This is a genomic window from Streptomyces sp. RLA123, from assembly GCF_056270165.1.
In genome coordinates this window covers 6,473,011-6,496,638 of the sequence record NZ_JBWDOR010000003.1, presented here as the reverse complement: position 1 = coordinate 6,496,638, position 23,628 = coordinate 6,473,011, and the positions used below count along the sequence as shown (strand labels likewise).

General features: G+C 72.0%; 22 protein-coding genes. 1 reads left to right on the top strand and 21 read right to left on the bottom strand.

Annotation, left to right across the window (positions count from 1 at the left end; all coding sequences use genetic code 11):
* Positions 1 to 81 precede the first annotated feature (81 nt).
* The 14 genes from RV983_RS29700 to pyrR form a co-directional block, all read right to left on the bottom strand.
* Complete coding sequence (locus RV983_RS29700) at positions 82 to 2,226, bottom strand: primosomal protein N' (protein ID WP_475988776.1); 2,145 nt, start codon at positions 2,224 to 2,226, stop codon at positions 82 to 84.
* 143 nt (positions 2,227 to 2,369) lie between these two features.
* Complete coding sequence (gene metK, locus RV983_RS29695) at positions 2,370 to 3,587, bottom strand: methionine adenosyltransferase (RefSeq protein WP_475988775.1); 1,218 nt, start codon at positions 3,585 to 3,587, stop codon at positions 2,370 to 2,372.
* A 224-nt stretch (positions 3,588 to 3,811) separates the two neighbouring features.
* Positions 3,812 to 5,020 carry a bifunctional phosphopantothenoylcysteine decarboxylase/phosphopantothenate--cysteine ligase CoaBC gene (gene coaBC / locus RV983_RS29690; RefSeq protein ID WP_475988774.1) on the bottom strand — a complete coding sequence of 403 codons (1,209 nt, stop codon included), beginning with the start codon at positions 5,018 to 5,020 and terminating at the stop codon, positions 3,812 to 3,814.
* A gap of 102 nt (positions 5,021 to 5,122) precedes the next feature.
* On the bottom strand, positions 5,123 to 5,395 hold the full coding sequence (gene rpoZ / locus RV983_RS29685) for a DNA-directed RNA polymerase subunit omega (RefSeq protein ID WP_028814064.1): 273 nt from the start codon (positions 5,393 to 5,395) through the stop codon (positions 5,123 to 5,125).
* Between the two features lie 117 nt (positions 5,396 to 5,512).
* Positions 5,513 to 6,070 carry a guanylate kinase gene (gene gmk / locus RV983_RS29680; RefSeq protein WP_475988773.1) on the bottom strand — a complete coding sequence of 186 codons (558 nt, stop codon included), beginning with the start codon at positions 6,068 to 6,070 and terminating at the stop codon, positions 5,513 to 5,515.
* 38 nt (positions 6,071 to 6,108) lie between these two features.
* Positions 6,109 to 6,432, bottom strand: coding sequence for an integration host factor (locus RV983_RS29675; RefSeq protein WP_475988772.1), 324 nt, complete (start codon positions 6,430 to 6,432; stop codon positions 6,109 to 6,111).
* A gap of 224 nt (positions 6,433 to 6,656) precedes the next feature.
* A complete protein-coding gene (gene pyrF / locus RV983_RS29670; RefSeq protein WP_475988771.1) occupies positions 6,657 to 7,490 on the bottom strand; it encodes an orotidine-5'-phosphate decarboxylase in 834 nt (277 codons plus the stop codon).
* Positions 7,490 to 8,602 (bottom strand): quinone-dependent dihydroorotate dehydrogenase, encoded by a 1,113-nt coding sequence (locus tag RV983_RS29665; protein WP_475990500.1) that lies wholly within the window; start codon positions 8,600 to 8,602, stop codon positions 7,490 to 7,492. Before RV983_RS29665 ends, pyrF begins: the two co-directional genes overlap by 1 nt.
* 109 nt (positions 8,603 to 8,711) lie before the next feature.
* Positions 8,712 to 12,023 (bottom strand): carbamoyl-phosphate synthase large subunit, encoded by a 3,312-nt coding sequence (gene carB, locus RV983_RS29660; RefSeq protein WP_475988770.1) that lies wholly within the window; start codon positions 12,021 to 12,023, stop codon positions 8,712 to 8,714.
* Entirely contained in the window at positions 12,016 to 13,155 is a 1,140-nt protein-coding gene (gene carA, locus RV983_RS29655) for a glutamine-hydrolyzing carbamoyl-phosphate synthase small subunit (RefSeq protein ID WP_475988769.1), read from the bottom strand. Before carA ends, carB begins: the two co-directional genes overlap by 8 nt.
* Positions 13,152 to 13,724 (bottom strand): PH-like domain-containing protein, encoded by a 573-nt coding sequence (locus RV983_RS29650; protein WP_475988768.1) that lies wholly within the window; start codon positions 13,722 to 13,724, stop codon positions 13,152 to 13,154. The genes carA and RV983_RS29650 overlap by 4 nt, the downstream gene beginning before the upstream one ends.
* Positions 13,721 to 15,019 (bottom strand): dihydroorotase, encoded by a 1,299-nt coding sequence (locus RV983_RS29645; protein ID WP_475988767.1) that lies wholly within the window; start codon positions 15,017 to 15,019, stop codon positions 13,721 to 13,723. Before RV983_RS29645 ends, RV983_RS29650 begins: the two co-directional genes overlap by 4 nt.
* A 2-nt stretch (positions 15,020 to 15,021) precedes the next feature.
* Positions 15,022 to 16,002: an aspartate carbamoyltransferase catalytic subunit gene (locus RV983_RS29640; RefSeq protein ID WP_475988766.1), complete on the bottom strand. Its 981-nt coding sequence runs from the start codon at positions 16,000 to 16,002 to the stop codon at positions 15,022 to 15,024.
* A 121-nt stretch (positions 16,003 to 16,123) separates the two neighbouring features.
* Positions 16,124 to 16,705: a bifunctional pyr operon transcriptional regulator/uracil phosphoribosyltransferase PyrR gene (pyrR, locus tag RV983_RS29635; RefSeq protein WP_475988765.1), complete on the bottom strand. Its 582-nt coding sequence runs from the start codon at positions 16,703 to 16,705 to the stop codon at positions 16,124 to 16,126.
* 218 nt (positions 16,706 to 16,923) lie between these two features.
* Between pyrR and bldD the strand changes: the two genes are divergently transcribed.
* On the top strand, positions 16,924 to 17,424 hold the full coding sequence (gene bldD, locus RV983_RS29630; RefSeq protein ID WP_360914905.1) for a transcriptional regulator BldD: 501 nt from the start codon (positions 16,924 to 16,926) through the stop codon (positions 17,422 to 17,424).
* A gap of 158 nt (positions 17,425 to 17,582) precedes the next feature.
* Here the strand turns inward: bldD and nusB are convergent, their stop codons facing one another.
* The 7 genes from nusB to aroC form a co-directional block, all read right to left on the bottom strand.
* The gene (gene nusB, locus RV983_RS29625; RefSeq protein ID WP_475988764.1) at positions 17,583 to 18,023 is read right to left on the bottom strand and encodes a transcription antitermination factor NusB; all 441 of its coding nucleotides are present in this window, start codon (positions 18,021 to 18,023) and stop codon (positions 17,583 to 17,585) included.
* Between the two features lie 2 nt (positions 18,024 to 18,025).
* The gene (gene efp / locus RV983_RS29620) at positions 18,026 to 18,592 is read right to left on the bottom strand and encodes an elongation factor P (protein WP_475988763.1); all 567 of its coding nucleotides are present in this window, start codon (positions 18,590 to 18,592) and stop codon (positions 18,026 to 18,028) included.
* A 53-nt stretch (positions 18,593 to 18,645) separates the two neighbouring features.
* Complete coding sequence (locus RV983_RS29615) at positions 18,646 to 19,755, bottom strand: aminopeptidase P family protein (RefSeq protein WP_475988762.1); 1,110 nt, start codon at positions 19,753 to 19,755, stop codon at positions 18,646 to 18,648.
* 58 nt (positions 19,756 to 19,813) lie between these two features.
* Positions 19,814 to 20,605: an AAA family ATPase gene (locus RV983_RS29610; protein WP_475988761.1), complete on the bottom strand. Its 792-nt coding sequence runs from the start codon at positions 20,603 to 20,605 to the stop codon at positions 19,814 to 19,816.
* A gap of 127 nt (positions 20,606 to 20,732) precedes the next feature.
* Positions 20,733 to 21,836, bottom strand: a complete 1,104-nt coding sequence (gene aroB, locus RV983_RS29605) for a 3-dehydroquinate synthase (RefSeq protein WP_475988760.1) — start codon at positions 21,834 to 21,836, stop codon at positions 20,733 to 20,735.
* On the bottom strand, positions 21,833 to 22,348 hold the full coding sequence (locus RV983_RS29600; RefSeq protein WP_475988759.1) for a shikimate kinase: 516 nt from the start codon (positions 22,346 to 22,348) through the stop codon (positions 21,833 to 21,835). The genes aroB and RV983_RS29600 overlap by 4 nt, the downstream gene beginning before the upstream one ends.
* An 8-nt stretch (positions 22,349 to 22,356) precedes the next feature.
* Entirely contained in the window at positions 22,357 to 23,541 is a 1,185-nt protein-coding gene (gene aroC, locus RV983_RS29595) for a chorismate synthase (protein WP_475988758.1), read from the bottom strand.
* Between the last annotated feature and the right edge of the window lie 87 nt (positions 23,542 to 23,628).

The following is a 23,628-nucleotide window of genomic DNA, read 5'->3' as shown; positions in this document are numbered from 1 at the left end:
CCGCGCCTCGACAGGCCGGACGCCGGGGCGGAAGCGTGTCCGCGCCCCTTGCGCGCGGAGCCCGCCCCCCGGGCCCGGGTCTCAGCCGATGTCGGGCGGGTCGATGCGCACCCGGACCGGGTCGGCCTCCTTGCGGGCGATGCGCGCGGTCTGCGCGGCCTTGAGCGCGGCGGCGAGCGCCGCCCCGGTCCCGGGACGTACCCGCAGCAGCACGCGGTCCCACCGCTCACCGGGCGGGGTGTCACCACTGCGGCGCGGACGCGCGGGGTCGACCACGGGCAACGGCACCGGCCCCAGGATGTCGGTGCCCTCCGGGAGGCTGACGGTGTTCAGCAGGTCCGCGACGGCATTTGGCCGCCCGCTCACCGAGGCCATCCGGGAGACCGGGGGGAAGCCCAGTTCTGCGCGTTCCGCCAGCTCCCGCACGGCATGACCGACCGGGTCCCATCGCACGAGGGCCTGCACCGGACGGAGCGTCGGCTCCGCCATGACCACGACGGTGCCGCCCTCGCCGGCCGGTCGCACCAGGGCGGCGGCGTGCGCCCAGCGGCGCAGGGTCTCCTCCCCTGCACGCAGATCCGGCCGGTTGAGCAGGGCCCAGCCGTCGAGCAGCAGCGCGGCCGCGTAACCGCCGTCGGCGACCGGCTCGGCGCCGGGCGTCGAGATCACCAGCGAGGGCGTCTCGGGCACCGAGGCGAGAACCCCGTCGCGACCCGAGGTCCGTACGGGCACCTTGGCGAAGGCGCGGCCGAGTTCGTCGGCGGTGCGGCGGACGCCCACCACCTGGGCACGCAGCCGGAAGCCGCCGCACTCCTTGCAGTGCCAGGCGGCCTCGGGCCGTCCGCACCAGCCGCAGTGCGGCGCGCTGTCGCCGTCGCCGAGCTGGAGCGGCCCGGCACACTGCGCGCAGCGCGCGGGCTCCCGGCAGCGCTCGCAGGCCAGCCGGGGCACATAGCCGCGCCGCGGCACCTGCACGAGCACCGGCCCGTGCCGGAGGGCCTCGCGGGTGACCTGCCACGCCACGCTCGGCAGGCGGGCCGCGCGCGCCGCGGCGTCCCGCGCCTCGTCGCCATCGCCGACGGTGCGCACCAGCGGAGCCGTGGCCCGGACGCGTTCGCGCGCCGCCGTGATGGGCAACGCCCACTGGCTGTCGACGAGCTGGGCACCCTCGACGGTGCAGGTGAGGCCGCCGAGCAGGAATCCGGCCCCTTCCTCGGTGGCCCGCTGCAGCAGAACGTCGCGGGCGTGCGGCTGCGGCGCGTGCGGTTCGGCGTGGCTGGAGTCGCCGTCGTCCCACAGTACGGTCAGCCCGAGGTCCGCCACCGGCGCGAACATGGCCGCCCGGGTGCCCACGACGGCGCGGACGCTCCCCCGGCTCACCGCGAGCCAGCGGCGGTAGCGCTCCTCGGGCCCGGCGTCCGCGGTGAGCAGCACATGGTGTCCCTCGCCGAGCAGCGCGGTCAGCGCGGTGTCGATCCGGGCGGCGGCACGGCCGTCCGGGACGACCGTCAGCGCGCCGCGCGCGGAGGCCAGGGTCGCCGCCATGGCGCGGGCGATCTCCTCGGGCCAGGCCGGTCCCGGGAGCGCCGTCCACACCGCCCGGGGCGTGTCGCCGCGGGCCAGTGCCTGCAGGAAGGCGGAGCCGGTGGCGTACCGCCGCCACGGTCCGGAGTCCACCGGCGCGGGCGCGGGCAGCGGCTCACGGGCCGGTTCGGCCTCGGCCTTCGCCCGCCGCGGCGGCACCGCGAGCTGGACGACGTCGGCGAGCGCTCCCGCGTAGCGGTCGGCGACCGACCGGCACAGCCGCAGCAGCCCGGGGGTCAGCACCTCCTCCGGGGACAGCACCTGGGCGAGCGGCGCGAGCGGCCCCCGGTAGTCGCTCTCGGCCAGCCGGTCGACGATGAAGCCGTCGTGCAGTTCCCCGCCTTCGCGGCGGCCCTTGACCACGCGCGCGCCGAAGCGGACGCGCACCCGGACGCCGGGCCGGGCCTCGGCGTCCATCGCGGCGGGCACGGCGTAGTCGAAGTACTGGTCGAGATGGAGCAGCCCCTTGTCGACCAGGACCCGGGCCACCGGCAGCCCCTCGGCCAGCGCGGCCCCCCGCCAGGTACGCGGCTTGGCCCGGGGCTCCTTGGCCTTGCGCACCGTCTCCCGGATGAGCGCGAGCTGCTCTCCCCCCTGCGGCTCGTCCGCCGGGGGTGTGTCGTGGTGGTCCTCGCTGCTCACAGCCTCAGTGTTACCAGACGGCTCGGACAGCGCGGCGCCCCCGCTGCCCGGCGGCGGTCGCCGCAAAGGGGACGGGGACGAAACGGGGACGGCCCCGGACCGTGCGGTCCGGGGCCGTCCCCGATGCCCTGTGCGCTGTGGTCCTACAGGCCGACGGTCTCGCGCAGTGCCTCGACACGGTCGGTGCGCTCCCAGGTGAAGTCGGGGAGGGCGCGGCCGAAGTGCCCGTACGCCGCGGTCTGGGCGTAGATCGGGCGCAGCAGGTCGAGGTCGCGGATGATCGCGGCGGGGCGCAGGTCGAAGACCTGGCCGATGGCCTGCTCGATCCGCTCGGGTTCCACGGTGTGGGTGCCGAAGGTCTCGACGAAGAGGCCGACGGGCTCCGCCTTGCCGATCGCGTACGCGACCTGGACCTCGCAACGCGAGGCGAGGCCGGCGGCGACGACGTTCTTGGCGACCCAGCGCATCGCGTAGGCGGCGCTGCGGTCGACCTTGGACGGGTCCTTGCCGGAGAACGCGCCGCCACCGTGGCGGGCCATGCCGCCGTACGTGTCGATGATGATCTTGCGGCCGGTGAGTCCGGCGTCGCCCATCGGGCCGCCGATCTCGAAGCGTCCGGTCGGGTTGACCAGCAGGCGGTAGCCCTCGGTGTCGATCTTGATGCCGTCGTCCAGGAGCGCCCTGAGCTCCGGCTCCACGACGAACTCGCGGATGTCGGGCGCGAGCAGCGAGTCCAGGTCGATGTCGCTGGCGTGCTGCGAGGAGACGACGACGGTGTCCAGGCGCACGGCCTTGTCGCCGTTGTACTCGATGGTGACCTGGGTCTTGCCGTCGGGACGCAGGTAGGGGATGGTCCCGTTCTTGCGGACCTCGGTCAGGCGCCGGGAGAGCCGGTGCGCGAGCGTGATCGGGAGCGGCATCAGCTCGGGGGTCTCGTCGCACGCGTAGCCGAACATCAGGCCCTGGTCGCCGGCGCCCTGCTTGTCGAGCTCGTCCACATCCCCGCGGGAGCCCTCCACGCGGCTCTCGTACGCCGTGTCGACGCCCTGGGCGATGTCCGGGGACTGCGCGCCGATGGACACCGAGACGCCGCAGGAGGCGCCGTCGAAGCCCTTCTTCGAGGAGTCGTAGCCGATGTCGAGGATCTTGTTGCGCACCAGGGTCGCGATGTCCGCGTAGCCCTTGGTGGTGACCTCTCCGGCGACGTGCACCAGGCCGGTGGTGATCAACGTCTCGACGGCGACGCGGGAGGTGGGGTCCTCCTTGAGCAGTGCGTCGAGGATCGTGTCGCTGATCTGGTCAGCGATCTTGTCGGGGTGGCCCTCGGTCACGGACTCGGAGGTGAACAGGCGGCGGGACACATCGCTCCCTGGGGTTGCAGCGGCTGCTGGCTGATCATGGGTGGCTCGCGCGGGGCTGCGCCCGGCAGGGCCAGGAGTCAGTTTATCGTTCGTACCACGAAGACGGACACGGCATCTCGTAGGTTGGGAAGGCCGTGACCTGCAACACTGTCCATCACCCCGGGCCCGAACGCCAGTAGCGCGCTCGCACGACACGGAGTGTCGTACCGCGGCCGGGGCGAGGATCAGGCAAGACGCCCGGCGATCAGGTCCCAGACCTGCTCGGACAGGGCCTCCTTGGGGCCGTGCGGCACCAGGGTCTCACTGCCGTCGGCGCCGAGAATCACGGCCTCGTTCTCCTCGGTCCCGAAAGCCTTGTGGTCGCCGACCTCGTTGACGACGAGCAGATCGCAACCCTTGCGCGCGAGTTTGGCGCGGCCGTTGGCGAGCACGTCGTCGGTCTCGGCGGCGAAGCCCACGACGACCTGCCGGGCGTTGGGCCGATCGGCGGAGAGCTCGGCGAGCACATCGGGGTTGCGCACCAGCTCGACCGGTGCGGGCTCCTCGCCGTCCTTCTTCTTGATCTTGCCCTCGGCATAGTGGGCCGGACGGAAGTCGGCGACGGCTGCCGCCATGACCACCGCGTCGGCGTCGGCGGCGGCCTTCAGCACGGCCTCGCGCAGTTGTACGGCGGTGCCCACCCGCACCACGTCGACGCCGGCCGGGTCGGCGAGCGCGGTGTTGGCGGCGATCAGGGTGACCCGGGCCCCTCGCGCGACGGCCGTGCGGGCCAGGGCGTAGCCCTGCTTGCCGGAGGAGCGGTTGCCCAGGTAGCGGACGGGGTCCAGCGGCTCGCGGGTGCCGCCGGCGCTGACCACGACGTGGCGTCCGGCCAGGTCGGCCGCCAGGGCGCGGGGGCCGCGCAGCAGCACCCGGCGGCAGGCCTCGAAGATCTCGGCGGGCTCGGGCAGCCGGCCCTTGCCGGTGTCGGCGCCGGTGAGCCGCCCGACGGCGGGTTCGATCACGATCGCGCCGCGGCGGCGGAGCGTGGCCACGTTCTCCTGGGTGGCCGCGTGCTCCCACATCTCGGTGTGCATGGCGGCCGCGAACACCACGGGGCAGCGCGCGGTCAGCAGCGTGTTCGTCAGCAGGTCGTCGGCGAGCCCATGGGCCGCCTTGGCCAGCACATCGGCAGTGGCGGGGGCGACCACGACCAGGTCGGCGCCCTGCCCGATGCGCACGTGCGGCACCTCGTGGACGGACTCCCAGACCTCCGTCGAGACAGGGTGGCCGGACAGCGCGGACCAGGTGGCCTCGCCGACGAAGTGCAGCGCCGAGGCGGTGGGCACGACCCGTACCTCGTGGCCGGACTCGGTGAACCGGCGCAGCAGCTCGCACGCCTTGTAGGCGGCGATCCCGCCGCTCACGCCCAGGACGACCTGTGGCTTCCCCATCGTCTCTCCCGCGCTGTGTGGACCCGTGTGCGTACCCGCCCATGACACACCACGGGCCCGGCGGCTCGGCCGCCGGGCCCTGTGATGCACGCCTGGGTCGTACTACTGAGCCGGGCCCTCGATGGCCTCGGAGGTCAGCAGACCCGCGTTGATCTCGCGCAGCGCGATCGACAGCGGCTTCTCGTGCACGTGGGTGTCCACGAGGGGGCCGACGTACTCGAGCAGGCCCTCGCCCAGCTGCGAGTAGTACGCGTTGATCTGGCGGGCGCGCTTGGCCGCGTAGATCACGAGGCTGTACTTCGAGTCAGTGGCCTCGAGCAGCTCGTCGATCGGCGGGTTGATGATGCCCTCGGGCGTGGAGATGGAAGAGGACACGCTCTACCTTCCGATTGGATGGACTGGATGAACGTCGACGACCTGCTGTGGCCGGGCGGGTCCGGGGGCCGTACTCCTGGTCGGCTCCCGGTCGCGTCCGGAAAAGGCCACAAAAGATCAGTCTACGGTCATCAAGGCTAGCAGCTCGCGCGCGACGTCCTCGACGGACGTGTTGACCAGGGTGGTGTCGAACTCCGTCTCGGCCGCCAGCTCGACCCGGGCGGCCTCGAGACGGCGCTCGATGACCTCCGGCGGCTCGGTGCCGCGGCCGGTGAGCCGGCGGACCAGCTCGTCCCAGGTCGGCGGTGCGAGGAAGATCAACTGGGCGTCGGGCATCGACTCCCGGACCTGGCGCGCGCCCTGCAGGTCGATCTCGAGCAGGACCGGCTCGCCGGCGTCCAGTCGCTCCAGGACGGCTTGGCGCGGGGTGCCGTACCGGTTGCCGGCGAATTCGGCCCACTCCAGCAGTTCGCCGTTGGCGACGAGCTTGTCGAACTCGTCACTGTCGACGAAGAAGTAGTGCACCCCGTGCTCCTCCCCGGGCCGCGGCCTGCGGGTGGTGGCCGAGACCGAGAGCCAGACCTCGGGGTGGACTGTGCGCATATGAGCGACGACCGTGCTCTTGCCGACCCCCGAGGGGCCGGAGAGCACGGTCAGCCGCGGACGTTCACTCATAGAGCGATTATCCCGGTTCCCGGGGGGTGCTGGGAACGTCAGACAGCGGGGCTGCCGAACTCGCGCTCCAGGGAGGCGATCTGGTTGGACCCGAGCCCACGGACCCGGCGGCTCTCGGAGATGCCGAGCCGCTCCATGATCTGCTTGGCGCGGACCTTGCCCACGCCGGGCAGGGACTCCAGGAGGGCGGAGACCTTCATCTTGCCGATGACGGCGTTCTCCTGTCCCTGCTTGATGACCTCGTGCAGCGAGGCGCCGGAATGCTTGAGCCGATTCTTGACCTCGGCGCGCTCCCGGCGAGCCGCGGCGGCCTTCTCGAGCGCGGCAGCGCGCTGTTCAGGGGTAAGGGGCGGAAGAGCCACGCCTACGTCACCTCGGAAGTAGATCTGTCGGATACGGATCGGTGTGGAACCTAGCTGCCCCCTACCTGCAGGGGCAACGTGAAACGCGCACCTTGCGCGCTCTCGTCGGAGACTAGCGGCCCGAACGCTCACAGTCAGCGCAAACAAGAAGAAAAGTCCTGGTCAGCGTCAGCCGACCAGGACTTTCCGGACAAATCTGAGCAGGTTTCCGGACGTCTTGACTTCTACTTGACGGCTTCGGCGAGTTCTGCGGCCTGCTGCCGGGCCGCATCACGCAGCGCGGAGACGGACGGTCCGTGCCGCAGAACGCCCCGGCTCACGCTGGGTACGACGTTGCGCACCGCGTCGCCGAACACCCTCGGCAGGTCCTGGGCCGTGGCCCCCTGGGCGCCGATTCCGGGGGCGAGGAGAGGGCCGTTCACGGCCAGTTCGACGCCGGCCCGGTCCAAGGTGGCGCCGACGACCGCGCCGACGGAGCCGAGGGGCGCGGCGCCCGCGTTCTCGGCGGCGATGTGGTCCAGCATCACCTGTGCGAGCGACCTGCCGTCCTGCGCGGTTGACCGCTGCACCTCCGCGCCCTCCGGGTTCGAGGTCAGCGCCAGGACGAAAACCCCGCTGCCGCTCGCGCGGGCCGCGTCCAGAGCCGGACGCAGGGAGCCGAAGCCCAGGTAGGGGCTGACGGTGACGGCGTCGGAGAAGAGCGGGGACGCCGGGTCGAGGTAGGTGGCGGCGTACGCGTCCATGGTCGAGCCGATGTCACCGCGCTTGGCGTCCATCAGCACCAGGGCGCCCGCGGCGCGGGCGTCGGCGACCGCCCGCTCCAGGACGGCGATGCCGCGCGAGCCGAAGCGCTCGAAGAAGGCGCTCTGCGGCTTCAGCACCGCCACGCGGTCGGCGAGGGCCTCCACGACGGTGCGGGTGAAGCGCTCCAGGCCCGCGACGTCGTCGCCCAGGCCCCAGTCGGTGAGCAGGGAGGAGTGCGGGTCGATCCCGACGCAGAGCGGGCCGCGGGTGTCCATGGCGCGGCGCAGGCGTGCGCCGAAGGGCTCGGGGCTCATCACGGGGCGACTGCCTTCCGGGTGTCGGCGCCGACGGCGTCGGCAAGGGTGGCGTAGGGGCTTTCCTCGAGGCGGGTCGCCAGGCCGCGGTGGATCGCGCGGCACCAGAAGGGGCCCTGGTAGACGAAGGCGCTGTAGCCCTGGACCAGGGTCGCCCCGGCGAGGATGCGCCGCCAGACGTCGTCGGCGGTCTCGACGCCGCCGACCCCCACCAGCGTGATCCGGTCGCCGACCCGGGCGTACAGGCGGCGCAGCACCTCCAGGGAGCGGGCTCCCAGCGGAGCGCCGGACAGCCCGCCCGTCTCCTTGACCAGGGAGGGGTCGGAACGCAGGCCGAGCCCGTCGCGGGCGATGGTGGTGTTGGTGGCGATGATGCCGTCCAGACCGAGTTCGAGGGCGAGGTCGGCGACGGCGTCCACGTCCTCGTCCGCGAGGTCGGGCGCGATCTTGACGAGCAGCGGGACCCGGCGGTCGGGCACGGTGCGGTCGGCGGCCTCGCGCACGGCGGTGAGCAGCGGCCGCAGGTGGTCGACGGCCTGGAGATTCCGCAGTCCGGGGGTGTTGGGCGACGAGACGTTGACGACCAGGTAGTCGGCGTGCCGGGCCAGGCGCTCCGTCGACGTCACGTAGTCCGCGACCGCCTCGTCCTCGGCGACGACCTTGGTCTTGCCGATGTTGACGCCGACGGTCGTCGGGAAGACCGCCGTGCGGGCGGCCAGGCGCTCGGCCACCGCGGCGGAGCCCTCGTTGTTGAAGCCCATGCGGTTGATGAGCGCCCGGTCCTCGACCAGGCGGAACAGCCGCTGCCGCGGGTTGCCGGGCTGCGGCTGGGCGGTGACGGTGCCGATCTCGACATGGTCGAAGCCGAGCATGCTCAGGCCGTCGATGCCGATCGCGTCTTTGTCGAAGCCCGCGGCGAGCCCGAAGGGACCGTGCATCCGGCGGCCGAGGGCCTCGGTGCGCAGTTCCCGGTACCGGGGTGCGAGGAGCGCGGCGACGAAGGTGCGCAGGACGGGCACGCGGGCGGCGCGGCGGATCCACCCGAAGGCGAGATGGTGGGCCTGCTCGGGGTCGAGGCGTTTGAAGATCAGGCGGAACAGGAGCGAGTACATCGCGTGCATCGGGCCCTTCTGCGGCGAGGCGGCAAAGCGGCGGACCAGGGGGCTGAGAGGGCTCGCGCGGAGGGGGACACCGCTTCCTTGCGGTGTCCCCCTCCGCCGCCTACGCCTCGCGGCCGGCGGTGAGCCGTTCCGCGTGCTCCTGGAGGGAGCGGACCCCTACGTCGCCCCGGGCGAGGGCGTCCAGCCCCTGCACCGCGGCGGCGAGCGCCTGCACGGTGGTCAGGCACGGGACGCCGCGGGCCACGGCGGCGGTGCGGATGTCGTATCCGTCCAGGCGGCCGCCGGTGCCGAACGGGGTGTTGACGATGAGGTCGATCGCGCCGTCGTGGATGAGGTCGACCACGGTCGGCTCGCCGTTCGGGCCGGTGCCCTCGCTCTTCTTGCGGACGATCGTGGCCTCGATGCCGTTGCGCTTGAGCACTTCGGCGGTGCCGGAGGTGGCCAGCAGCTCGAAGCCGTGCTCCACCAGGGCGCGGGCCGGGAAGATCAGCGCACGCTTGTCGCGGTTGGCCACCGAGACGAAGGCGCGGCCCTTGGTCGGCAGCGCGCCATAGGCACCGGCCTGCGACTTGGCGTACGCCGTGCCGAAGACCGAGTCGATGCCCATGACCTCGCCGGTGGAGCGCATCTCCGGGCCGAGGACGGTGTCCACGCCGCGGCCGTGCACGTCGCGGAAGCGGCTCCAGGGCAGCACGGCCTCCTTGACGGAGATCGGCGCGTCGAGCGGCAGGGTGCCGCCGTCGCCGTGGGCCGGCAGCAGGCCCTCCGCGCGCAACTCGGCGACGGTGGCGCCGAGCGAGATGCGGGCGGCGGCCTTGGCCAGCGGCACCGCGGTCGCCTTGGAGGTGAAGGGCACGGTGCGGGAGGCGCGCGGGTTGGCCTCCAGCACGTAGAGGATGTCCCCGGCCAGTGCGAACTGGATGTTGATCAGGCCCTGGACGCCGACGCCCCTGGCGATGGCCTCGGTGGAGGCGCGCAGCCGCTTGATGTCGTGGCCGCCCAGGGTGATCGGAGGCAGGGCGCAGGCGGAGTCGCCGGAGTGGATGCCGGCCTCCTCGATGTGCTCCATGACGCCGCCGAGGTAGAGCTCGTGGCCGTCGTAGAGCGCGTCGACGTCGATCTCGATGGCGTCGTCGAGGAAGCGGTCGACCAGGACGGGGCGGTCCGGGCCGATCTCGGTGGACTCGGCGATGTACGAGGCGAGGCGGATCTCGTCGTAGACGATCTCCATGCCGCGGCCGCCGAGCACGTACGAGGGGCGCGCCAGGACCGGGTAGCCGATCTCGTCGGCGATGGCCTTGGCCTCCTCGAAGGTCGTGGCCGTGCCGTGCTTGGGGGCGGGCAGGCCCGCCTTGGCCAGGACGCGGCCGAAGGCGCCGCGGTCCTCGGCGAGGTGGATGGCCTCGGGCGAGGTGCCGACAACGCGCACACCGTTGTCCTTGAGTGCCTGCGCGAGGCCGAGCGGGGTCTGGCCGCCGAGCTGCACGATGACGCCCGCGACGGGGCCGGCCTGCTGCTCGGCGTGGACGATCTCCAGGACGTCCTCCAGGGTGAGCGGCTCGAAGTAGAGCCGGTCGGAGGTGTCGTAGTCGGTGGAGACGGTCTCCGGGTTGCAGTTGACCATGACGGTCTCGTAGCCCGCGTCGTGCAGCGCGAAGGAGGCGTGCACACAGGAGTAGTCGAACTCGATGCCTTGGCCGATGCGGTTCGGGCCCGAGCCCAGGATGATCACGGCGGGCTTCTCGCGCGGCGCGACCTCGGTCTCCTCGTCGTAGGACGAGTAGAAGTACGGGGTGCGGGCGGCGAACTCGGCGGCGCAGGTGTCGACCGTCTTGTAGACCGGCCGGACACCGAGCGCGTGCCGGACCTCGCGGACGACGTCCTCGCGCAGGCCGCGGACCGCGGCGATCTGGGCGTCGGAGAAGCCGTAGCGCTTGGCCTCGGCCAGCAGCTCGGGGTCGAGCTTGCCCGCGGCGGCCAGCTCGTCGGCGGTCTCCTTGATCAGGAAGAGCTGGTCGACGAACCAGGGGTCGATCCTCGTCGCGTCGAAGACCTCCTGCGGCGTGGCCCCGGCCCGGATGGCCTGCATGACCGTGTTGATCCGGCCGTCGGTGGGACGCCCGGCGGTGAGCAGCAACTCGCCCTTGTCGCCCGGTTCCCCGGTGAAGGCGAACTGGCTGTCCTTCTTCTCCAGCGAGCGCAGCGCCTTCTGCAGCGCCTCGGGGAAGTTGCGGCCGATCGCCATGGCCTCGCCGACCGACTTCATGGTGGTGGTGAGGGTGGCGTCGGCGGCGGGGAACTTCTCGAAGGCGAAGCGCGGCACCTTGACGACGACGTAGTCGAGCGTCGGCTCGAAGGACGCAGGCGTCTGCTCGGTGATGTCGTTGGGGATCTCGTCGAGGGTGTAGCCGACGGCCAGCTTGGCGGCGATCTTGGCGATCGGGAAGCCGGTCGCCTTGGAGGCGAGCGCGGAGGAGCGGGACACGCGGGGGTTCATCTCGATGACGATGACCCGGCCGTCCTCGGGATCGACCGCGAACTGGATGTTGCAGCCGCCGGTGTCGACGCCGACCTCGCGGATCACGGCGATGCCGACGTCGCGCAGGATCTGGTACTCGCGGTCGGTCAGCGTCATCGCGGGCGCGACCGTGATGGAGTCGCCGGTGTGCACGCCCATGGGGTCGAAGTTCTCGATGGAGCAGACGACCACGACGTTGTCGTGCTTGTCGCGCATGAGCTCCAGCTCGTACTCCTTCCAGCCGAGGATGGACTCCTCCAGGAGCACCTCGGTGGTCGGCGAGAGCGTGAGCCCCTGGCCGGCGATGCGGCGCAGCTCCTCCTCGTCGTGGGCGAAACCGGAGCCGGCGCCGCCCATGGTGAAGGAGGGGCGGACGACGACCGGGTAGCCGCCGAGGGTGCCGACCCCGGCGATCACCTCGTCCATGGTGTGGCAGATGACCGAGCGGGCGGACTCGCCGTGCCCGATCTTGTCGTGGACGGCCCTGACGACGCCCTTGAACAGGTCGCGGTCCTCGCCCTTGTTGATGGCCTCGACATTGGCGCCGATCAGCTCGACGCCGTACTTGTCGAGGACGCCCGCCGTGTGGAGCGAGATCGCGGTGTTGAGCGCGGTCTGGCCACCCAGGGTGGGCAGCAGCGCGTCCGGGCGCTCCTTGGCGATGATCTTCTCGACGAACTCCGGGGTGATCGGCTCCACATAGGTGGCGTCGGCGATCTCCGGGTCGGTCATGATCGTGGCCGGGTTGGAATTGACCAGGATCACCCGCAGGCCCTCGGCGCGCAGGACGCGGCAGGCCTGGGTGCCGGAGTAGTCGAACTCGGCGGCCTGGCCAATGACGATCGGGCCGGAGCCGATGACCAGGACGGACTGGATATCGGTGCGCTTAGGCACGCTGGCCCTCCATGAGCTTCACGAAGCGGTCGAACAGGTACGCGGCGTCGTGCGGACCTGCGGCGGCCTCGGGGTGGTACTGGACGCTGAAGGCGGGGGTGTCGAGCAACCGCAGGCCCTCGACCACGTTGTCGTTGAGGCAGACGTGGGAGACCTCCACCCGCCCGTACGGGGTGTCGGTGACCTGGTCGAGCGGCGCGTCCACGGCGAAGCCGTGGTTGTGCGCGGTGACCTCGACCTTGCCGGTGGAACGGTCCTGCACCGGCAGGTTGATGCCGCGGTGGCCGTACTTGAGCTTGTAGGTGCCGAAGCCGACGGCCCGGCCGAGCAGCTGGTTGCCGAAGCAGATGCCGAACAGCGGCGTCCCGCGGTCCAGGACGCCCTGGATGACCGTGAGGTCGGCGGTGGCCGGGTCGCCGGGGCCGTTGGAGAGGAAGACGCCGTCGGGGCGGATCGCGTAGACCTCCTCCAGGGAGGCACCCGCGGGCAGGACGTGCACCTCGATGCCGCGCTCGGCCATCCGCTGCGGCGTCATGCCCTTGATGCCGAGATCCAGGGCGGCGACGGTGAACTTCTTCTCGCCGATGGCAGGGACGACGTACGGCTCCTTGGTGGCGACCTCCGCGGAGAGGTCGGCGCCCGTCATCTGAGGGGCGGCCTGCACCTCGGCCAAAAGGGCGGCCTCGTCGGTGTGCGCCTTGTCGCCGGAGAAGATGCCGACGCGCATGGCGCCGCGCTCGCGCAGGTGGCGGGTCAGAGCGCGGGTGTCGATGCCGCTGATGCCGACGACTCCCTGGCGGGTCAGTTCCTCGTCCAGGGTGCGCCGCGCGCGCCAGTTGGAGGACACGCGGGCGGGGTCGCGGACGACGTACCCGGCCACCCAGATGCGGGAGGACTCCGGGTCCTCGTCGTTGACGCCGGTGTTGCCCACGTGCGGGGCGGTCATCACGACGACCTGGCGGTGGTACGAGGGGTCGGTCAGCGTTTCCTGGTAGCCGGTCATGCCGGTGGAGAAGACGGCCTCACCGAAAGTCTCCCCCACAGCCCCGTAGGCGCGGCCGCGGAAGGTGCGGCCGTCCTCCAGGACGAGTACGGCAGGGACCCTCGCGGGTCGCTGGGCGGAGGTCGTCATCGTGCGCCTTCCTGGTCGTGCGTAAGGGTGTTCAGGGCCTCGACCCACTCGATGTGCTCGGCGGAGCGGTCGGAGCGGAAGCCGGAGTCGATCTCCCGGTCGCCGTGCGCCCAGGTGATCACCAGCAGGCCGCCCTCGGTGAGGACCTTGCCCGCGATGCCCTTGTCCAGGCGGGCGCCGCGCAGGGCCCCGGCCGGGATGAAGAAGTCCGGCGCGCCGGTGCGGACGACGTCCACGCCCCGGTCCGTCAAGGTGAGCTCGGCGCGGCTGCGCACGCCCAGGCCGTGGGCGACGATGCGGTCCAGCCACTGCCCCGCCGTGGTGCTGCCGTGGTAGCGGCCGTCCGTGGTCAGCAGGACCGGCCGTGGCTCGCCGGACTCCTCCGGGGCGGTCGGGAGGGCGGGAACGTCCCCCTGGAGGGTGCCGCGCCACTTCCAGCCCTGGCGCATCAGCCAGTAGACGAGGGCGATGAGGAGCAGCAGGCCGACGACCCAGCCGATGCGGGCGGACCAGTCGGTGACCTGGGCGGAGTGCTGTCCCTCCGCCGCGATGAGTGCCAGAGGTGTCACGAGAGCTTCCCGTCCATGACCGTCGCCTTGCCCCGCAGGAACGTGGCGAACACCTGGCCCGGCAGCTCCAGACCCTCGTAGGGGGTGTTGCGGCTGCGGGAGGCGAAGCCCGCGGGGTTCACCTCACCACGGTATGCCGGATCCACCAGCGTCAGGTTGGCGGGCTCACCAGCCGAGACGGGCCGTCCGTGGCCGCCCAGGCGCCCGATGACCGCGGGCCGGAAGGACATCCGGTCGGCGACGCCGGCCCAGTCCAGCAGCCCGGTGTCGACCATGGCGTGCTGGACGACCGACAGCGCGGTCTCCAGGCCGATCATGCCCATCGCGGCCGCGCCCCACTCGCAGTCCTTGTCCTCGTGCGGGTGCGGGGCGTGGTCGGTGGCCACGCAGTCGATGGTGCCGTCGGCGAGCGCCTCGCGCAGCGCCATGACGTCGGCCTCGGTGCGCAGCGGCGGGTTCACCTTGTAGACGGGGTTGTACGAGCGCACCAGCTCGTCGGTGAGGAGCAGGTGGTGCGGGGTGACCTCGGCGGTGACGTCCCAGCCCTTGGACTTGGCCCAGCGCACGATCTCGACGGAGCCGGCCGTGGACAGGTGGCAGATGTGCACGCGGGAGCCGACATGGGCGGCGAGCAGCACGTCGCGGGCGATGATCGACTCCTCGGCGACGGCAGGCCAGCCGGTCAGCCCGAGCTCGCCGGAGACGACGCCCTCGTTCATCTGGGCGCCCTCGGTCAGCCGCGGCTCCTGGGCGTGCTGGGCGACGACGCCGTCGAAGGCCTTCACGTACTCCAGGGCGCGGCGCATGATGACCGCGTCGTCCACGCACTTGCCGTCGTCGGAGAAGACCCGCACCCCGGCGGCGGAATCGGCCATCGCGCCGAGTTCGGCGAGCTTCTTGCCCTCCAGGCCCACGGTGACGGCACCGACCGGCTGCACGTCGCAGTAGCCGTGCTCGCGGCCGAGCCGCCAGACCTGCTCGACGACGCCCGCGGTGTCGGCGACCGGGAAGGTGTTGGCCATCGCGTGCACGGCCGTGTAGCCGCCCGCGGCTGCGGAGCGCGTGCCGGTGAGGACGGTCTCGGAGTCCTCCCGGCCGGGCTCGCGCAGATGGGTGTGGAGGTCGACCAGGCCCGGCAGGAGGACCTTGCCCGCGGCCTCGACCACGGTGGCGCCGTCGGGGGCGGCCAGGCCCGTGCCGACGGCGGCGATCGTCCCGCCCTCGATCAGGACGTCCTGCGGGTCTCCGCCCAGGATCCTCGCGCCGCGGATCAGCGTCCTCGGGGTCGCGCTCATGTTCACTTGTTCTCCTCAGCGGTGCGGGCGGGGGCGGGACCGGAGACGGCGGGCTCGGCGCCGCCGAGCAGCAGGTACAGGACGGCCATCCGGATGCTGACGCCGTTCCTCACCTGCTCGACGGCGGTGCAGCGCGGCGAGTCCGCGACCTCGGCGGTGATCTCCATGCCGCGGTTCATCGGTCCGGGGTGCATGACGACGGCGTGCTCAGGCAGGGCGGCCATCCGGCTGCCGTCGAGGCCGTAGCGGCGCGAGTACTCGCGCTCGGTCGGGAAGAACGCGGCGTTCATGCGCTCGCGCTGGACGCGCAGCATCATGACGGCGTCGGTCTTGGCGAGCACCGCGTCCAGGTCGTACGAGACCTCGCAGGGCCAGTTCTCGACGCCGATCGGCAGCAGGGTGGGCGGCGCCACCAGGGTGACCTGGGCGCCCAGGGTGTTCAGCAGCAGCACATTGGAGCGCGCCACACGGCTGTGCAGCACGTCGCCGACGACGGTGACGCGCCGGCCCGCCAGGTCGCGGCCGGGGCCCGACAGGTGGCGGCGCATGGTGAAGGCGTCGAGCAGCGCCTGGGTGGGGTGCTCATGGGTGCCGTCACCGGCGTTGACGACGCTGCCGCCGATCCAGTCGGAGTACGCGAGGCGGTGCGGGGCGCCGGACATGTGGTGGCGGATGACGACGGCGTCGGCGCCCATCGCCTCCAAGGTGAGGGCGGTGTCCTTCAACGACTCGCCCTTGGAGACCGAGGACCCCTTGGCGGAGAAGTTGATGACGTCGGCCGACAGCCGCTTGGCGGCGGCCTCGAAGGAGATGCGGGTGCGGGTCGAATCCTCGAAGAAGAGGTTGACCACGGTGCGGCCGCGCAGAGTGGGGAGTTTCTTGATGGGGCGGTCGGCGACGCGGGCCATCTCCTCGGCGGTGTCGAGCACGAGGAGGGCGTCGTCGCGGGTGAGGTCGGCCGCCGAGATCAGGTGGCGCTTCATCGGTCACTCCGGAGGATGCGTGCGGGGGCGGGCGAAGGGGCGGCACGCGGCGTCTCCCGGACGGCTCGTGCCGGGGGACGGGCGGGCATGGCTGTGCCCCGGGAGGCGGGGCGGAGCCGTGCTACTCCTCCGCCGGGGAGCCGTCGCGTACGCCGAGCAGGACGCAGTCGCGCCCGTCCTCCTCGGTCAGATGGACCTTGACGGTCTCGCGCAGCGAGGTGGGGATGTTCTTGCCGACGTAGTCGGCCCGGATGGGCAGCTCGCGGTGGCCGCGGTCGACCAGGACGGCCAGCTGCACCGCGCGCGGGCGGCCGATGTCGTTCAGCCCGTCGAGGGCGGCGCGGATGGTGCGGCCGGAGAAGAGCACGTCGTCCACGAGGACGACCAGGCGGCGGTCCACGCCGTCGGCCGGGATCTCGGTGCGGGCGAGCGCGCGGGCCGGGCCGAGCCGCAGGTCGTCGCGGTACATGGTGATGTCGAGCGAACCGACCGGGACCTTGCCGCCCGTGATGCCGTCGAGCTTGTCGGCGAGTCTGCGGGCCAGGTGGACGCCGCGGGTCGGAATGCCGAGGAGCACCACGTCGTCGGCGCCCTTGGCGCGTTCGACGATCTCGTAGGCGATGCGGGTCAGTACCCGCTCGATGTCCTGCGCCTCCAGCACGGGCCGGGACGGCACCGCTGAGGCCTCGTTGTGTGCGGCCATGAAAAATGGACCTCCTTCCCCGCCTCACGGGACGGGTCTTAAAGGACGCCAAAACGTACATGAGAACCCTACCAGGCCCGCTGACCTGCTCTGTCGCGGGTGACGCGCCGATGACCTCGCTCGTCCGGGGGTACCGGTGTGGACCATTCGGCTTGACGGATTCCAATTACGCTGCGTAACCTCACAGTGAGTTACTGAGTTTCCGTCCGGGGAGCGTTATGTCCAGCGATTACGCCAAACAGCTCGGAGCGAAGCTCCGTGCCATCCGCACACAGCAGGGACTCTCCCTCCACGGCGTCGAGGAGAAGTCCCAGGGGCGCTGGAAGGCCGTCGTGGTCGGCTCGTACGAGCGTGGAGACCGCGCGGTGACGGTACAGCGGCTCGCCGAGCTCGCCGACTTCTACGGCGTGCCGGTCCAGGAGCTCCTGCCCGGTTCCGCACCCGGGGGTGCTGCCGAGCCGCCGCCGAAGCTCGTCCTCGACCTCGAGCGCCTCGGCCAGGTGCCGTCCGACAAGGCCGGCCCGTTGCAGAGGTACGCCGCGACGATCCAGAGCCAGCGCGGTGACTACAACGGCAAGGTGCTGTCGATCCGCCAGGACGACCTGCGCACCCTCGCCGTCATCTACGACCAGTCGCCCTCGGTCCTGACCGAGCAGCTCATCGGCTGGGGCGTCCTCGACGCGGACGCACGGCGCGCGGTGCAGCACGAGGAGGGCTGACACCCTCGGGAAGCAGAAACGTTCACGCCCCTGTGCGGTGGCCTTTTCGGACACCGCACGGGGGCGCTTGTGTTTCACGCCGGACGGCACCGGGGCGTGGCACACGACGGGCCCGGAACGCGATGGCGTTCCGGGCCCGTGGGTCGCTGACGAGCGGCTCAGTCCTTGGGGAGATCCTCGCGCAGGCTCGGCTTGAGCTCCTTCAGACGGGCCAGCAGGCCGTTCACGAACGACGGCGAGTCGTCTGTGGAGAACTCCTTGGCCAGCTGCACGGCCTCGTCCAGGGCGACGGCGTCGGGGACGTCGTCCTCCCAGATCAGCTCGTAGGCGCCGAGACGCAGGATGTTGCGGTCGGCGACCGGCATCCGGTCGAGGGTCCAGCCCACGGCGTACTTCGACAGCAGTTCGTCGATCCGCTTCGCCCGTTCGGCGTAACCCTCGACGAGTTTCATGGTGTATTCGCTGACCGGCGGCTGCCGGTCGTCGGTGCGGGCGAGCCTGATCCAGTCCGCCATGGCGGACTTGGGGTCGACACCCCGCTGCTCCGCCTCGAAGAGGATCTGGAAGGCGCGCTTGCGGGCCTTGTTGCGAGCGGCCACGGTTAGCTGGTCACCCGGCCGAGGTACTCACCCGAGCGGGTGTCGACCTTGATCTTCTCACCGGTGGTGATGAAGAGCGGGACACCGATCTCGTAACCGGTCTCCAGCTTGGCCGGCTTGGTGCCGCCGGTGGAGCGGTCGCCCTGGACGCCCGGCTCCGTGTACTCGATGACCAGCTCGACGGCGGCCGGGAGCTCGATGTACAGGGGCGCGCCCTCGTACATGGCGACGACGGCCTCGAAGCCCTCCAGCAGGAAGTGGGCGGCGTCGCCGACGACCTCGGGGGTGATGTAGATCTGGTCGTACGTGTCCATGTCCATGAACACGAAGCTCTCGCCGTCCTTGTAGGAGAACTGCATCCCGCGCTTGTCGACGTTGGCCGTCTCGACCTTCACGCCGGCGTTGAAGGTCTTGTCGACGACCTTGCCGGAGAGCACGTTCTTGAGCTTCGTACGGACGAAGGCGGGGCCCTTGCCGGGCTTGACGTGCTGGAACTCGACTACGGACCAGAGCTGGCCGCCGTCGAGCTTGAGCACGAGGCCGTTCTTGAGGTCGTTCGTGGTGGCCACGGTTGCGGAATCTCCTGCACTGCTGCTTCGGGAACCAAACAGGTGCCCGCCCGCTACAGGGCGAGCAGCTCCTTGGTCGTGATGGTGAGTAGCTCGGGCCCGCCGTCCGCCGAAGGACGCACGACGAGTGTGTCGTCGATCCGGACACCGCCGCGGCCCGGGAGGTGGACCCCCGGTTCGACGGTGACCGGCACGCAAGCGTCCAGTTTACCCATGGCGGCAGGCGACAACCGCGGGTCCTCACCGATCTCCAGGCCGACCCCGTGTCCCGTGCTCTCCCCGAGTGCGTCGCCGTACCCGCCGGACTCCAGGACATGCCGGGCGGCATGGTCCACGTCGCGGCACGCGGCCCCCGGCGCCAGCGCCTCCCGGCCGGCCCTCTGGGCGGCGAAGACGAGGTCGTACAGCTCGATCTGCCAGTCGGCGGGGGACGTGCCGATGACGAAGGTACGGCCGACCTCGCAGCGGTAGCCGCGGTAGCAGGCGCCGAGTCGCACGGTCAGGAAGTCGCCCTCCTCGACCCGCCGGTCGGTGGGCAGATGACGCGAGGCGCCCGAGTGCGGTCCGGTGCCGACGCAGGTGCGGAAGGCGGGGCCGTCGGCGCCGTGGTCGATGAGGCGGCGCTCCAGCTCGAGGGCGAGATGGCGTTCGGTACGCCCCACCAGGATGGACTCCAGCAGTTCGCTGAGCGCCTGGTCGGCGATCTCGGCGGCGATGCGCAGGGCGGAGATCTCCTGCTCGTCCTTGACCAGCCGGAGCTGCTCCACGGCAGTGCCGAGGTCGGTGAGGCGCACCCCGGGAGCGGCCGCGCCCATCGCGCGGTGGCGGGCGACGGTGAGGTGGTGCTCCTCCACGGCGACCGTCGCGGCCTTCCGCTCGGCGGCCAGGCCCGCGGCGGCGACCGCCGGGTCGGCGTCGGGGGACGGCAGCACGACGGCGCGCACATCGTCGGGGAGACGGCCTTCTGCGAGGTCGCCGGAAGGGTGGCGGCCGTGCACCAGGACGTCCTCGGGACCCGGGGTGATGAGCAGCACCGTGCCGGGCGGGGCGCAGCCGGTCAGATAGCGGACGTTCGCGGGGCGGGAGACCAGCGCCGCCGCCGCTCCGGACGCCGCGCAACGGTCCCGCAGACGTTCCCTGCGGGCAGCGTGCACCTCGGACATGTGGTGAGCGTACGTCGGGTCCCGCCGCTCGGCCTGTCGAGCCGGGCCACCTGGCGGACTACCAGGCGGGCGGGCCCTGAAGGCTGCGGGTGACGACGCTGTCGAGGGCGGCGGCAGCCGCGGGCACGTCCAGGTGCGAGTTGTCGATGATCGGCAGCCCGGACCCGTACCAGCCGGCCATGCGGCCGTGGATGCGGGCGACCTCCTCGTCGGTCAGCCGCCGGTTGCCGGTGCGCTGGGCGTTGCGGGCCAGCACGACGTCGAGGCCGGGGAGCAGCACGACGGGCAGCAGACCCGGGCCGACGTGGCGCTTCCAGCCGCCGAGGCCGACGACGGGGCGGTCGGGGAAGACGGCGTCGTCGATGATGCAGGAGATGCCGTTCGCCAGGAAGTTGCGGGCGGCGAAGCCGCAGGTGCGGCGGGCGAGACGGTACTGCGCCTCGGAGTGGTCGTTCCAGCCCGACTGGGGGTCGGCGAAGCCGGAGCGGACCCATTCGCGCACGTCGTCCAGGCTGACGTGGGCGGTGGGGACACCGCGGTGGTCGGCCCAGTGGCGGGCGATGGTGGTCTTCCCGGCCCCCGCAGCGCCGATCAGCAGGACAGCCACGGGGCCGGGTCCGTATCCGGGGCGCGGGCGGGGGCCGCCGGGGCTCGTACCGGGATTCGCGCCGGGCTGGGCGCCGGGCTGGTGAGGCTGCTCGGGCGGCCGTCCCGGGTGCTGGACGGGGGCTCCTGGCGCCATCGGGAAGTGGCCGGTCGCCGCCGGTGGCTGGGGCGGCGGCCCCGGCTGGCCGGCTGCGGGCTGTCCGCCGTGCGGCGGTGGCAGAGGCGCGCCCACGCCATGCTGCATCGCGGCCACTCCGTCCCGTACAAGTGCTTTCAGGTTCGACCGAACGGTACCGTCAACGGCCGTAGTTGTGTGAACGGCCGGGTCACCCGCAGGGTGCCCGGCCGTTCGGCGACAGTGGTGCCGGTGGCTATTTGGAGATCTCCGCGTAGGCGGCGAGGAGCACCGCCGGATCGGGTGCCTCCAGGACGGTGGGCTTGGCGAGGGCGTCCAGGACGATGAACCGGAGCCGGTCACCGCGGGACTTCTTGTCGACCTTCATGGTCTCCAGCAGCCGCGGCCACTGGTCCCCGCGGTACGTCAGCGGCAGTCCCACGGACTCCAGCACCGCGCGGTGGCGGTCCGCGGTGGCGTCGTCCAGCCGCCCCGCGAGACGGCCGAGCTCGGCGGCGAAGACCATCCCGATGGAGACGGCCGCGCCGTGCCGCCACTCGTACCGCTCGTTCTTCTCGATGGCGTGGCCGAGGGTGTGGCCGTAGTTGAGGATCTCCCGCAGACCCGACTCCTTCAGGTCCGCGGAGACCACCTCGGCCTTGACCCTGATGGCCCGCTCGATCAGCTCGGCCGTATGGGCGCCGTCGGGGGTGCGGGCGGCCGCCGGGTCGCTCTCGATCAGGTCGAGGATGACCGGGTCCGCGATGAAGCCCGCCTTGATGATCTCCGCGAGGCCGCTGACGTAGTCGTTGACCGCGAGCGACTCCAGAGCGGCGAGGTCGCACAGCACGCCGGCGGGCGGATGGAAGGCGCCGACGAGGTTCTTGCCCTCGGCGGTGTTGATGCCGGTCTTGCCGCCCACGGCCGCGTCCACCATGCCCAGCACGGTGGTCGGGACCGCGATCCAGCGGACGCCGCGCAGCCAGGTGGCGGCGATGAAGCCGGCCAGGTCGGTGGTGGCACCGCCGCCGACACCGACGACGACGTCCGTACGGGTGAAGCCGGACTGGCCCAGCGCCCTCCAGCAGTACGCGGCGACCTCGGCGGTCTTGGCCTCCTCCGCGTTCGGCACCTGGATGGCCACGGCCTCGTAGCCCTGCTCGGCCAGATCGTCGCGGAGCGCCTCACCGGTGGCGGAGAGCGCCTCGGGGTGGATGACGGCCACACGCGCCGCCTTGTCGCCGATCAGGCCGGGCAGCTCGCCGAGGAGCTGACGGCCGACCAGGACCTCGTACGGCTCGGTGCCCGCACTGCCCCCGACCGGGATGCGAACGGTGGCGTGGGCGGCGTGCTCGGTCATGCGATCTTCAACTCCAGTGCGTCCAGGACGGCGTCGGCGACGTCCTCGGGGGTGCGGTCCGCGGTGCTGACCACGGCGCGGGCGACCTCGGTGTACAGCGGGCGCCGGGCGTCCATCAGCTCCCGCCACTGCCGCCGCGGGTTGACGGCGAGCAGCGGCCGGGCGGCGTCGAGGCCGACGCGCTTGACGGCCTCGGCCACGTCCATGTCGAGGAAGACCACGGGCAGGCCCGCGAGCAGCCCCCGGGTGTCCTGATCGAGGACGGCGCCGCCGCCGAGCGCGAGCACACCGGGGTGCTCGGCCAGGGCGGTCCGCACCGCCCGGGCCTCCAGGGCCCGGAAGTGCTCCTCGCCGTCCTCCACGAAGATGTCGGAGATCGGCCGGCCCTCGGCCTCGACGATGTCCGCGTCGGTGTCGCGGCAGGTCACGCCGAGGCGTTCGGCCAGCAGCTCGCCGACGGTGCTCTTGCCGACGCCCATCGGTCCGACCAGGACGACGACCGGGGCGCTCATCGGCGCACTCACCGGATCGCCAGGTGGTCGAGGTAGCCGCGCACATTGCGGTGCGTCTCGGTGACGCTGTCGCCGCCGAACTTCTCGGCCACGGCGTCCGCGAGCACCAGGGCGACCATCGCCTCGGCCACGATGCCCGCGGCCGGGACGGCGCAGACATCGGAACGCTGGTGGTGGGCCTGGGTCGCCTCGCCGGTGCTCACGTCCACGGTGGCCAGGGCGCGCGGCACGGTGGCGATGGGCTTCATCGCGGCGCGAACACGCAGCAGTTCACCGGTGGACAGGCCGCCCTCGGTGCCGCCGGAGCGGCCGGAGGAACGGCGGATGCCGTCGGGGGTGGCCAGGATCTCGTCGTGCGCCTTGGAGCCGGGGACGCGGGCCAGGTCGAAGCCGTCGCCGACCTCGACGCCCTTGATGGCCTGAATGCCCATGAGGGCCGCGGCCAGGCGCGCGTCGAGACGCCGGTCCCAATGGACATGGCTGCCGAGACCGACCGGCACGCCGTACGCCAGCACCTCGACGACGCCGCCAAGGGTGTCGCCGTCCTTGTGGGCCTGGTCGATCTCCGCGATCATCCGCTTGCTCGCGTCGGAGTCGAGGCAGCGCACCGGGTCGGCGTCGAGCTTCCCGACATCGGCCGGCGTGGGCAGGACGCCGTACGGGGCCTTGGCCGAGGCGAGTTCCACGACGTGGGAGACGATCTCGATCCCGGCCGTCTCCTTGAGGTAGGAGCGGGCCACGGCGCCCAGCGCGACGCGGGCCGCGGTCTCACGGGCGGAGGCACGCTCGAGGATCGGCCGGGCCTCGTCGAAGCCGTACTTCTGCATGCCGGCGAGGTCGGCGTGACCGGGGCGCGGACGGGTCAGCGGGGCGTTGCGGGCGAGTCCGGCGAGGATCTCGGGGTCGACCGGGTCGGCCGCCATGACCTGCTCCCACTTGGGCCACTCGGTGTTCCCGACCATGATCGCGACCGGCGAGCCCATGGTCAGCCCATGGCGCACACCGCCGAGGAAGGTGATTTGGTCCTGCTCGAACTTCATGCGGGCACCGCGGCCATAGCCCAGCCGCCGCCGCGCGAGGTGGTCCGCCACCATGGCGGTGGTGATCGGCACACCGGAGGGCAGTCCCTCCAGCGTCGCGACGAGTGCGGGACCGTGCGACTCCCCCGCGGTCAGCCAGCGCAACGTGCTCAAGGGTGCTCGCTCCTTCTCCATGGGCCGTCCCGCGGCCAGGCGGGCCGGACCGGCCGTGCGTACTCCGATCCTTGCACGTTCACGCGC

What these genes read in the sequence shown, in the direction of transcription:
- coaBC (WP_475988774.1), bottom strand. Translation starts at nt 5,020, where the DNA reads ATGGGGAAGCCACAGGTCGTCCTGGGCGTGAGCGGCGGGATCGCCGCC.
- gmk (WP_475988773.1), bottom strand. Translation starts at nt 6,070, where the DNA reads ATGAGTGAACGTCCGCGGCTGACCGTGCTCTCCGGCCCCTCGGGGGTC.
- pyrF (WP_475988771.1), bottom strand. Translation starts at nt 7,490, where the DNA reads ATGAGCCCCGAGCCCTTCGGCGCACGCCTGCGCCGCGCCATGGACACC.
- RV983_RS29665 (WP_475990500.1), bottom strand. Translation starts at nt 8,602, where the DNA reads ATGTACTCGCTCCTGTTCCGCCTGATCTTCAAACGCCTCGACCCCGAG.
- carA (WP_475988769.1), bottom strand. Translation starts at nt 13,155, where the DNA reads ATGACGACCTCCGCCCAGCGACCCGCGAGGGTCCCTGCCGTACTCGTC.
- RV983_RS29645 (WP_475988767.1), bottom strand. Translation starts at nt 15,019, where the DNA reads ATGAGCGCGACCCCGAGGACGCTGATCCGCGGCGCGAGGATCCTGGGC.
- RV983_RS29640 (WP_475988766.1), bottom strand. Translation starts at nt 16,002, where the DNA reads ATGAAGCGCCACCTGATCTCGGCGGCCGACCTCACCCGCGACGACGCC.
- pyrR (WP_475988765.1), bottom strand. Translation starts at nt 16,705, where the DNA reads ATGGCCGCACACAACGAGGCCTCAGCGGTGCCGTCCCGGCCCGTGCTG.
- bldD (WP_360914905.1), top strand. Translation starts at nt 16,924, where the DNA reads ATGTCCAGCGATTACGCCAAACAGCTCGGAGCGAAGCTCCGTGCCATC.
- RV983_RS29615 (WP_475988762.1), bottom strand. Translation starts at nt 19,755, where the DNA reads ATGTCCGAGGTGCACGCTGCCCGCAGGGAACGTCTGCGGGACCGTTGC.
- RV983_RS29610 (WP_475988761.1), bottom strand. Translation starts at nt 20,605, where the DNA reads ATGCAGCATGGCGTGGGCGCGCCTCTGCCACCGCCGCACGGCGGACAG.
- aroB (WP_475988760.1), bottom strand. Translation starts at nt 21,836, where the DNA reads ATGACCGAGCACGCCGCCCACGCCACCGTTCGCATCCCGGTCGGGGGC.
- RV983_RS29600 (WP_475988759.1), bottom strand. Translation starts at nt 22,348, where the DNA reads ATGAGCGCCCCGGTCGTCGTCCTGGTCGGACCGATGGGCGTCGGCAAG.